The 11,267-nt window shown below is 27.3% G+C and carries 11 protein-coding genes; 3 read left to right on the forward strand and 8 right to left on the reverse strand.

Annotated features, from left to right (window positions below; genetic code table 11):
- The first annotated feature begins 196 nt into the window (after positions 1 to 196).
- The gene (locus J2Z44_RS18355; protein ID WP_021282365.1) at positions 197 to 1,216 is read left to right on the forward strand and encodes a YeiH family protein; all 1,020 of its coding nucleotides are present in this window, start codon (positions 197 to 199) and stop codon (positions 1,214 to 1,216) included.
- A gap of 259 nt (positions 1,217 to 1,475) precedes the next feature.
- On the opposite strand, the gene J2Z44_RS18360 is transcribed toward J2Z44_RS18355, so the two are convergent.
- From J2Z44_RS18360 to J2Z44_RS18370, 3 genes are read right to left on the reverse strand one after another with little or no spacing between them, the layout of a single operon-like run.
- Positions 1,476 to 2,282 carry a hypothetical protein gene (locus tag J2Z44_RS18360; protein WP_021282364.1) on the reverse strand — a complete coding sequence of 269 codons (807 nt, stop codon included), beginning with the start codon at positions 2,280 to 2,282 and terminating at the stop codon, positions 1,476 to 1,478.
- A gap of 11 nt (positions 2,283 to 2,293) precedes the next feature.
- The gene (locus J2Z44_RS18365) at positions 2,294 to 2,998 is read right to left on the reverse strand and encodes an ABC transporter ATP-binding protein (RefSeq protein ID WP_021282363.1); all 705 of its coding nucleotides are present in this window, start codon (positions 2,996 to 2,998) and stop codon (positions 2,294 to 2,296) included.
- Positions 2,999 to 3,000: 2 nt separating this feature from the next.
- A complete protein-coding gene (locus J2Z44_RS18370; RefSeq protein ID WP_021282362.1) occupies positions 3,001 to 3,372 on the reverse strand; it encodes a GntR family transcriptional regulator in 372 nt (123 codons plus the stop codon).
- Between the two features lie 389 nt (positions 3,373 to 3,761).
- On the opposite strand from J2Z44_RS18370, the gene J2Z44_RS18375 reads away from it, so the two are divergent.
- Positions 3,762 to 3,941: a YjfB family protein gene (locus J2Z44_RS18375; RefSeq protein WP_021282361.1), complete on the forward strand. Its 180-nt coding sequence runs from the start codon at positions 3,762 to 3,764 to the stop codon at positions 3,939 to 3,941.
- 283 nt (positions 3,942 to 4,224) lie between these two features.
- On the opposite strand, the gene J2Z44_RS18380 is transcribed toward J2Z44_RS18375, so the two are convergent.
- The gene (locus tag J2Z44_RS18380) at positions 4,225 to 4,815 is read right to left on the reverse strand and encodes a DJ-1/PfpI family protein (RefSeq protein WP_021282360.1); all 591 of its coding nucleotides are present in this window, start codon (positions 4,813 to 4,815) and stop codon (positions 4,225 to 4,227) included.
- Between the two features lie 152 nt (positions 4,816 to 4,967).
- Here J2Z44_RS18380 and J2Z44_RS18385 point away from each other — a divergent pair, with 152 nt between their 5' ends.
- Positions 4,968 to 5,861 carry a LysR family transcriptional regulator gene (locus J2Z44_RS18385; protein ID WP_021282359.1) on the forward strand — a complete coding sequence of 298 codons (894 nt, stop codon included), beginning with the start codon at positions 4,968 to 4,970 and terminating at the stop codon, positions 5,859 to 5,861.
- 68 nt (positions 5,862 to 5,929) lie between these two features.
- On the opposite strand, the gene J2Z44_RS18390 is transcribed toward J2Z44_RS18385, so the two are convergent.
- From J2Z44_RS18390 to J2Z44_RS18405, 4 genes are all read right to left on the reverse strand, one after another.
- The gene (locus J2Z44_RS18390) at positions 5,930 to 6,469 is read right to left on the reverse strand and encodes a DUF4865 family protein (protein ID WP_209649911.1); all 540 of its coding nucleotides are present in this window, start codon (positions 6,467 to 6,469) and stop codon (positions 5,930 to 5,932) included.
- Positions 6,470 to 6,903: 434 nt separating this feature from the next.
- Positions 6,904 to 9,231 (reverse strand): nSTAND3 domain-containing NTPase, encoded by a 2,328-nt coding sequence (locus tag J2Z44_RS18395; protein ID WP_209649913.1) that lies wholly within the window; start codon positions 9,229 to 9,231, stop codon positions 6,904 to 6,906.
- Between the two features lie 148 nt (positions 9,232 to 9,379).
- Positions 9,380 to 10,522 carry an ATP-binding protein gene (locus J2Z44_RS18400; protein ID WP_209649914.1) on the reverse strand — a complete coding sequence of 381 codons (1,143 nt, stop codon included), beginning with the start codon at positions 10,520 to 10,522 and terminating at the stop codon, positions 9,380 to 9,382.
- 141 nt (positions 10,523 to 10,663) lie between these two features.
- Positions 10,664 to 11,005 (reverse strand): hypothetical protein, encoded by a 342-nt coding sequence (locus J2Z44_RS18405; RefSeq protein ID WP_021282352.1) that lies wholly within the window; start codon positions 11,003 to 11,005, stop codon positions 10,664 to 10,666.
- Positions 11,006 to 11,267: the final 262 nt, after the last annotated feature.

An 11,267-nucleotide genomic window follows, 5' to 3' on the forward strand; every position in this document is an offset into this window, starting at 1 on the left:
TATATATCTTTAATTTTATATATCTTTAATTTAATATTAAACTATATAACCATTAGTTATACTAATTATAATAATTAATATAATATATTTTTAATACATTAATTTAATTGTTATAATTCTATATGGATACATTACATGTAAGATTTAATTAAACAAATAAAATCTCACTGTTAAACTTTATAGGAGGAATAGACATATGACCTTATCAAAATTAAAACATGATTTTACTGAAATATTTCCTGGATTAATAATGTGTATTATAATTGCCTATACAAGTAAATTTATAGGAAGCTATATCCCTATGATAGGTGGAGCAACCCTTTCAATTCTTATGGGTATACTTGTCGGAAATACCATTGGAAAAAGCAAGATTTATGGAAAAGGTACAAAGTTTTGCGAAAGTACGCTTCTTTCTTACTCCATCGTTCTTCTTGGTGGAACTTTAAGTATAAAAACAATTTTAAGCTTAGGAATTTCGGGTTTAAGTTATATCATAATTCAAATGGCAATAACTATATTTGTAGCTATATACCTTGGAAAGAAATTTGGTTTTTCTCAAGATTTTGGGCTTTTAATGGCTAGTGGAAATGCTGTATGCGGTTCATCTGCCATAGCATCTACTGCCCCTGCTATTGGTGCTAGCGATAGGGATAAGGGAATCGCCATTACTATTGTTAACTTAGTAGGTACAATTTTAATGTTACTTTTGCCCCTTATTAGTTTTGCTTTATATTCTTTTGATACACTTAAAACTTCTGCTTTAATTGGAGGAGTACTCCAGTCAGTAGGACAAGTTGTAGCTAGTGGAGCTATTGTAAATGAAGGAGTTAAGGATCTTGCTACTATATTTAAAATCGTTAGAGTTATTTTCTTAGTCTTCGTAGTTTTAAGTCTTTCAGCTTATAAACACAATTCTAATAGCAAAGAAGCTAAAGATGGAAATGAAAATAAAAAAGTTAAGGTTAAAATTCCATGGTATGTTACTGGCTTTTTCATAATGTGTTTCTTATTTAGCTTCAGCATTATTCCTGCAGAAGGTTCAAAAATTTTTAAATTAATAAGTAATAACTTTGAAATAATAGCTCTTGCAGGCATAGGAATGCGAGTGAACTTTTCTGATCTTATGAAAGAAGGTTTAAAAACTTCTCTATATGGACTATGCATTTCTGCATTCCAAATCCTCTCTGCTTTAATACTTATAGCAGTACTGATTTAGTTCTCTTTAAAATTATAATTTAAAAAATCCCCTTGGCCAGGCCTTGGGGATTTTAATTTTATAATATTACTTGTTAAATTTCTTCTAATATAAGTTCTCAAAACATGCTGGTATTGTGTTTATACTGGTTGATAGTGCTGTAGGCATCTATCGGCAAATAATGAAGGTGCCTTATGGAATTTTAGCAATAACTGCAGGCTCTGTAGCTTCTCTAGTTGCCTTTATAATTAAGTTTGTTTTGCATTATCCCTTTTCTATTCTACAAGTCTACTTTTTTGTCAATTAAATATGCCATTCCAAAGAAATATGCAACTGAAACTATAGCTGTCATTATTAATATGGTAATATTTAAATTATCAAAAACAAATGCTCCTTGGGTTGCCATATATGCACTTTGCTCTAAAGAACTGAATTTACCCTCTAAAACATTATAGTAAATTGGTATAGCAGAGGAAACCTTTTCTGTAATATTTATAAATATAACAAATTGAGTTATCCAGAGTGTTGCTGAAATTACAATTTGAATAAACTTCGCTTTTCCTCTATAAATTATCCTGCCTAAAGTTTCTACAAAGTACCCACTAAGCATTATATAAATGTACATAGCTAATACAATAACCAAGGCAAAAGTTAATATAGATATTACATGCTTAACATTAATATCAAACAAATCAAAGTCAAAATCAAATTTGAAATTATTGAAACTTAAAGAATCCATCCTAAAAGCTAATATTATTGCACTTAAAAGTTCCACTAATCCAAGTATAATTAACCAAATTGTTGTATTGAATAATTTTGCTAAAATTAACATCCTTCCGTTGATAGGTAACGTAAAGGTTAAAAACCTTCTATCTTCATTAAATTCCCTGATAAAAGAAGTTCCAAGATGAAAAATAACTATTCCTAAAACTATTAAATTAATGAGTACTAATAAAAATGAAAGCCATTCGTTTTGTATAGTTTCAAATATATCATAAGAAAATATATTTAATATGAACATTATGGCAAGGCCTGGCGTTAACATCCTAGAACTTTCTCTGAAATTATATTTTAATAACTTAAACATCTAAACCCCTCCTAAACCCCAAAAATTTCTCTATAAATATCTTCAATAGTTCTTCCATGGGCTGCTCTTAATTCCTCCGCATTTCCTTTTAGGAATATCTCGCCCTCTCTAAGATACATAACTTCATCGAATAGCCTTTCCATATCTCTAACTAAATGAGTAGTTATAATCATAGAACTCTCTTCATCTAGGCTACTTATGATTATATCTAAAATTTCTTCTCTTGCTACTGGGTCTACCCCTCCTAGCGGCTCATCTAAAATAAATAGTTTAGCTTTTCTTGAAAGTACCAAAGCTATATTTAACTTTTCATGCATTCCTTTTGATAATGAAGTAATTTTCTCTTCCATAGGTATATTCATTTTGCTTAATAAGTTTAAGCACTTACTTTCATCAAAATCCCTATAAAAGTCTTTAAATAACTCTATAGCATCTTTAACCTTCATCCACTTATAGAAGTAATTTCTATCTGGCATGTAGGATACTATACTCTTTGACTCAACTCCTATACCCACATCAGCTATGCTAACTTCCCCGGTAGTTGCTTTAGTTAGCCCTGCAAGAATTTTTATTAAAGTAGTTTTACCACTACCATTAGGTCCTAAAATTCCTAAAACCTTTCCTTTATCCAAAGTTAAGCTTATTCCATTTAAAGCTCTTTTAGATATAAACTTTTTAGATACATTCACCACTTTAACTATATTTTCACTACCCATGATTAATCCCCTTCCCTACCAAGCTCTTCTTTTAATAAGGTTAATATCTCATCCTTACCAAAGTTAAGCTCCTTAATTTGATAAATAAACTTACTAACTATGTCCCTTGCCATAGTTTTCTTTAAATTATATAAACTATCTTTATCCTCAGTAATAAAGGTTCCCATCCCTCTTTGAGTATAGGTAAGTCCCTCTCTTTCTAACTCTTGATAAACTCTTGAAACTGTATTAGGGTTAACCTTTAACTCACTAGCTAAATCTCTAACTGAAGGCAATTTGTCTCCCTCCTTAATCTCTCCAATAATAACCTTTTTCTTTATATAATCCATTATCTGAATGTAAATAGGAAGGTTCTCATCAAACTTTAAACTCATACTGCACCTCCTAAAGTATTAGTGTACTATATTTATAGTACACTAATATAATATTGCAGTCAATAAATTTTCATATTTATTTTAAAATATTTTTTCATTGCTTTGATATTATTTTGTAGTACAACCACCTAAATATAAAATTATGTATCAGAGTAAAATTGACAAGCTTAATTAACTAAAAATAAATATATACAAAATGTCTACTAAAATTTATACACTGCTTGTTCTTTAATGGGATAGAAGAGTTGTTCATGGAAATCTTAAGATGTATAATAAGGATATGTTTATTTAAATTATATGAAATTAGTTGTACTAGCTAATTATTCATAAATACAATGGAATAAAAGATTTCTAATAAATTAACTATAATGGTGATGGGAGGAATACTAATGGATATAGGTGCATTATCAATGGTAATGAGCCAATCAAAAGTACAAGAGCCTGCTGGTCTAGCAGTAATGAAAATGGCTATGAATACGGGCAAAGAAACTTCTGCCCAATTAACAGAAATGCTTAAAAATGCTGATGTAGATCCTAATTTGGGTACACACTTGGATACAAGAGCATAATTATAGAAAAGTCTCTTCCTTGAAAGATATCCTAAGGAATTTTTTCAAGGAAGTTCTTTTTTTGAAAAATTCCTTAAATAGTTTATGTCATATGTAATTATATAGTTTATCTTTAAAATTGAAAAAGGGTATTTAAACTATAATACTAGTTCAAATTACCCCAAATGAAATTTAAAGCTGCATGATATATGACTAATTTAAAGATTAAGTTACCTATTAATAAAATGACTATTGATTTAGGATTTAATAAATCTATGTTAATTTTACATTTAATCCGCTATTGCTATTTTATAAATCCCATAAGTCTTTTAATGTTATTACAGTTTTCCTCACTTGTTAATACCTCAAGAAGTTTAAAAGCAACATCAAAAGAAGTAGATGGATTAAAGGATGTTATAATGTTTTTATCTACAACTATTGGTTCATCAGCTATGACATTAGCTTTAAAATCAGCAAGTTGTTTTTGTCTATGTCCATTAGACAAATTATAGGTTGTTGCTTTTCTTCCTTCTAGAATACCACTTTTACCAAGAATTAAGGCTGCAACACAAATTGTTGCTATTGGTTTACCCTGATTATTAAATTCTCTTACAACATTTAAAACATCTTCTCTAAATGCATCTTCATAGAAGTTAGCTTCTTCAAATCCACCAGGAATTGCAAGGGCATCAAAATCTTCAACTCTTAATTCGCTGATATGCATCTCTGGGGTAACTAAAAAGTTCCAGGTACATTTTAATTTATCCCTTGTACCAACGGTTATAACCTCAGTGGTTCCATCCCCTGTAATCTGATTCCATCCAAGAACATCTGTAAAAACACTTGCCTCAACAGCTTCAAAGCCATTTGGCAGCAATAAGCAAACTTTTTTCATAAAAATTGTCACTCCTTACATATAAAATTATTTACAACAATTGTTTCTTCAATTAAAATTATAAATTGTAAAAGTACTTCTGTAAAATTGAAATAACTGAAGATATTGTTCAGTTATACTGATATTAAAATTTAGAATGATGAGGTATATTCATGGATATAAAACAACTTCAAACCTTTAAGACAATTGTAGAATTAAATAGTTTCACTAAAGCTGCTTCAAGGCTAGGATATGCCCAATCTTCTATAACAGCACACATACAAATGATTGAAGATGAATTAGCCACTCCAGTATTTGAGCGCCTAGGAAAGACCATAGCTGTCACCAGTGCTGGAAAACAATTATATGATTATACTGTAGAATTACTAAACACCTATTCAAAAATAAAGAGTATATCAGGGGGTAGCCAAGATGTTAAAGGGGATTTAAGGCTAGGTTCCTCTGAAACCTTCACAGTGTACAGGTTAGGATCGATTTTATTCAAGTTCAAGGAGAAGTTTCCTAATGTAAATATCACTTTAATAAACGATAACTGTGAGCAACTTAAAAAAAGACTATTTACTGGGGAATTAGATATAGCATTTACCCTTGAACCTAAGGTAAATGAACATGATTTAGAAGTAAAGATATTAACAGAGGAACCTTTGGTATTTGTAAAGAGTCATAACTATAAATCATTGAATATAGGAAATGAAGAAAGATGTAAATCAAAGGAAGAATGTATGATATTTACAGAAAAGAATTGTTCTTTACGAAAGTTTTTTGAGAGTTATTTAGATCGTAATAATATAGCAGTTAAAAGTACCCTAGTATTTTCAAGTATGGAGACTATAAAACAATGTGTAGCAAGTGGACTTGGAATTAGTCTGCTCCCCCTTGTTAGTGCAAGAAGCCTAATTGAAGATAACAAAGTTATGGTGATGGATGATTATGATATGAATCTTAAGCTCTATGGACAGATGGTTTATCACAAAGATAAATGGATTTCTCCAGCTATGAGAGAATTTATAAATCTAACCATAGAGCATCTTATGTTTGAAGATTAGAAAGTATATTTTAAGAAATTTAAGGACTGTTTTATTAGGTAGTTATGAAGTAATCTGTTTTTAGATTTCTAACTTGAGATATGAAGTATATTATAAATTATACCTTTTTCAGATTTTACTTTGTTTAAATCATCAATAAAATAAAACACAGTATACTTCCACTTATCTGGATTGTATATAACTATATACTCTGAGTCCCCAATTAGCGGCAAACTTTCCTTTATTTTTGCTTTGAAGTTATTTAAGCTCTCTTGGGGCTCAATATCTCTTGTTATTTCAAAAAGGTACTTATTATCATAAATTTTATTTGAAATATTATCAAATAGAGGTATACCTATGCTTACTTGCTGCCATCCAAAGGAGCTTATTATATTATCATAAAATCCATTAAAAAAGAATTTATTTAACCCTTCAATGTCCTTCCAGATATATAAAGGACAATAACTATTTTGTAAGTTATTATTCTCTCCTTTTTTTATTGTAAGATATAACTTAAACTTTAAACCATAAAAACCATCGGTTTTATGACCATTATTTTTAACTCTAGAGTTTATTATCTCCATATCATAATCACTTGGTAATATAATTTTATATTGAGAGGCTATCATAATAAATCACTCCTTAAGTTTCAATGTTTTTTAATAATTACTTGTTTAATTAAAATTATATATTTTAAAAATATCTCTGTAAAATTCAAATAATCGAAGCTAATATTCAGTTTTATTGATATCTTTCTTATTCTATGCGGCAGTTCTCTCCAAAAACTGTAATATAATCATTCTATTTTGCATAAAAAAAGACCTTGTGACAACTCACAAAGTCTTAACTTTGGTGCGGCGGAGAAGATTAGAACACTTGACCTTAGTGTTTTATTATATTTTGCATTTTACTTATAAGTATACTAATTTCAATGCTTACCAAATTTCTATTTATTATTGTGTGTTAATCTTTTTTAACTTGTATTATATATTTTTTATAAAGGTCTATATTTTATCTACAAAACAGATAATTCTAATTGAGTTCCTTAATTAATAAACCATTTCTATGAGTAACTTCTTTCAAAAATATATTCTACTACATCCTCTACATGGCTATTTCTATTCGTATAATCATCGTCATCATAATCAGGTTCTCTAAATAGATAACTTTCTATACTATCCTCATACGACAATTCTTCAATAAAATTAATCGCATCTATTTTATCAATCAGTACTTTGTATATTTCATTAACATTATCTATAACTTCATCATAAAAATCGTTAAAATAATCTGTTAGTGATATCTTTACATATGATTCCATATGAGCTTTATTCCCTTCATAATACTTATTTGCATAATTATCAGGAGCACCATCAACTATATCGCCTACATATTCATCTAGATTATCATCAAAATTATTTTTTACTTCATCAATAATTTTTTCATTTAGTATCTCTTGAGCCATATAATTAAAATCATCTATTAACTTTTCACTATGATATTGACTTTTTTTTAATATATCATTAATATATACTAAAAATATTGTTACATCTTCAAGCTCCATTTTATCTATAATAGCATTCATTTTATCTATATCTATAATTAATGAGTAAAGATTATAAAACTCTATAAATCTCACATCAAATATATTTATAACTAAATCCGAATATCCTCTATAAAATTCATCAGTTAAACGTACTATGCTTTGTTTTATATCATTTTCCAAATTCTTATTTAGTATTTTAAATTCTATAATATACTTTAAGAAGTAATATTCTATAGGTATACCTTGTGTTTTTAAATTTAATATGCTTCCATTTACAAGTTTTTCTTTTATCCACTTGTCCACAAAACCTATATGTGAGAATTTCAATACTTGTTCTATATAAACAGCATTATTAATTATATTTAAAATCTCATTATTATTTTTATTCAACTGTGCACTAATATAATCATTAATTGATGGATTTAATACTCCTATTCTTGCTATTCCGTTATCATAAACTATTTTTATTAGAGCATCGCTTAACCTTTTTACTCCAATCTCGTAAGAGTTTAAAGTTGAATCACTTTTATTAACCCCGTCTATTCTTTTATTGAAACACTCCTCTAATATATTATTTTCAATATAGTTGTTTGTTAATGAATATAATGTATTCATAAATTCTCTATCTATCTTTTCTATACGGTTTACAAACTCATCCTCCCATACATCCTGTGGATTTTCTAACTTGCTCATTATATACTGAAAATATTCATTATAACTTATATTCTTATAGCTTCTTTCCCTGGTTACATATTGTATTATTCTAGGATTATAATTTTTATGTGCTATTACTTTTAAATATCTTTTGTTAACTTTTATTTCATCAAAATATTCTTTAGGTAAGTTATTAAAATATATATGATTGTATAATATCTTTGCTTTTTCCTCTCTCTTCATAGTATTTAAATCAATCACATACTGCTCTATAGAGCCATCATCTAGCAGATTTTTAAAATGCAAATTTAATCTTTTTGCTTCATTTAAAATTGTAATTCGTGTATTTAAAATTAGCTTTTTATTATATCTTCTCACAAATGAAATTAAACTTTTTATTTCATTTGGTTGATTATCTCTAAGCTTAAGATAATGTTGACCTAGAAAATCATCTAACAATATAATTTCTTTTTTCTCTATATCATGAGATAACGCTTTTTTTATATTACTTATATCATTATCTGTTGAATATCTAACTGAATATCCTTCTGAAATATAATTTAATATTAACATTTTAGATAAGGTGCTTTTTCCAACACCTGGATCGCCTTGAATTATTATTACTTTATTATTGTTTAATATTTTTTTAGCATTGGTATATGACTCAGTTTCTACATAAAACTTGCTATCCTTTTCAATATCATATACAAGTTCATCGCTATCAATAAATATATTTTTATTATATATTATTTCTAGTACATTTGTTGACGTAAGCCACAATTTATAATTTCTTTTAACAATATCAATATTATTTTCTTCTTTTAAAAACTCATTTATTTGAGTTCCATCAATAATATTTTTACTGCTATTCATGAAATTTTTAAATAGCTCGTATATTTCATTTACATTTTGAACACTTAATTTTTGAGATGTACATATATAATATTGATTAGGATTGAGTTTTTTTACCTTTTTTAACTCACTAATTAATGATGTTTTTAAACTATTATATGAGCTTTTTACATAATGTTTTACCTGTATAATTATTTCATTACCTGTGAATGCATTGATGTCAATCCCACCATCTTTTCCTTGCTTATATACTCTTAATTCTGCATTTAGCTTTTTTTCCATTATATCTTTACATAAAATTTCAAACTCATAATCATTTAGGTTTTCAAAATTATACATGCTTCCTCCTAATTCCATACATAAAGTTACAAACTTTATTCTATATCTCAAAGTAATCATTAGAAATAAAATTCAATGCTAAATTTAAACTTATTTGCATATTCTTTTAAGTTTTTTGATAAAATCACCTTCAATAAATATCATTAATCTATTTTAAACCTATGAATTCATTATATAATACAACTAAATGATTTATCGACATGTCAATTATAGGTTCAAACATAAATGAGTTTATACGTATATTTTCAGAAGTCATTAAATTTACTTCCTCTAGCAATTTAATAATTGAATATTCACTGGGAAATTTTTGTTTATACAACTCTATTAATTTTCCAGTTTGACAGTAATTTTTATCTCTAACTTTATTAATACTCTCCATAGAGCCATCCTTATCTTTAACTGCTTCTATTATTAAATCCTCTGCCATAATGCGAATTGCAATTGATAAAATAATTTTATTTTCAATATCAAGCTCTTCAATATTTGAATTAATTATATCATTAGCTTGTATGTATAGTACTTCATAAACCCTATTGTGAATATTGGGAATTATTATTTGTTGTGATGTCTTGATATTATTTTGATATATGTTAATTAGTTCACTAATTGTAATACTCTCTGTATCATCTTTTCTATGTAACAAAGAAGTTAGTTTTTTGTAGTCCTCATTTGTCGTACTATCTGTATATTCGATAATATTCCTGATAAAAGGAATAGCTGTTAGCAATGATTTCTCGCTTCCTGATATTACTGATTTTTTAATTTCTGTAAATGGATTTTTGTAAACGTATTTAGGTAATTTAATTTCTATTCCTGTTTCATTTTTAATTGTCATCCAAGGTTTTAAGGAACTTCCTAACCCACTTACCATTGTTCTATAAAAATCAAAGTTATGTGTTAAAATTATTAATTTAAAGTTGCTTTCCCTACACATTTCCTGCAAATACTCAATAATTGCATACTTATTTTTATAATCAAAAGAATCAGAAACATCATCAGCCACTATTAATACATTTTTTCTTTCTATTTTCAGAGCTTCGATATCATAAATTATATTTAAAATATACAAAGCTCTCCTTTCCCCTTGACTTAATACCTTTTCTAAGTTCTTTCTTTCAATAATTATATTCTCATTAGTAGTGGTATCAATATATTTAAAGCTAAAACTTGGTACAGTATCATTTAAAAGCACATCATCTTGATTATTAATTTCTATATCAAATGGAGCAGTAAATCTTTTTTTAAAAACTTCAAGCACTGCACTGCATTTAGTTGTTTCACTCTTAGCCATTTCGACTATTTCAGACACTAAAGTTTTGCTACTTTTATAATTTTCAATTAAAACCTTAAAGTCATCTGAAACTAGTTTTAAAATACTACACCATGCAATATATTTAAGTTTATCAAAATCCTTTAGGTAAGGTATGATTTCTTAATGCTTTTCAATAATAGTTCTAAAGTTTGTAAGGTATTTTTTGCCTAGTTCTTTATTAATCTTATTAAATTTTGTTTGTAGTTTTGGGTCTTCGAAGATCTTATCCCTTTCTTTGGAAATTAAAATATTAAAATCATCTGATGTTTTAATACTTTTATCAAAACCATCTAATGCGATTTCATGATTAGCATCAAAAAAGCCTTTATTCTTTAAGTCTTGAGATATTCCCTCAGCATGATAGTGACTAAATACACCTCTTTTGAATAATGTCGTATTCTTTAAAAGCTCTGTATAAATCTCATTATACTCATTAATCATTTCAATATTTTTTTCATTCAATACAAATTTTTCTACATCAGGGTGGAAAAGTTCTTCATAGGGAATTATATTAAAATTTAAATCATAATTATTTTCATTTAAAATATTATTATCGTAAAGCTCTTCAAGTAAATCAAGAAATTGAATTCTTTGTTTATTAAATGCTAAAGTAATTTCTAGTTCAATATCTGACCCTTACCCACTTTGGTAGACACGAGGAACTCGTGTTATACTAAACGTGAAGGGAATGATTTTAGTGAATAACCATTATAGTGCAGAATTT

Source organism: Clostridium punense, from assembly GCF_017874425.1.
GTDB classification, from domain to species: Bacteria; Bacillota; Clostridia; order Clostridiales; family Clostridiaceae; genus Clostridium_J; species Clostridium_J punense.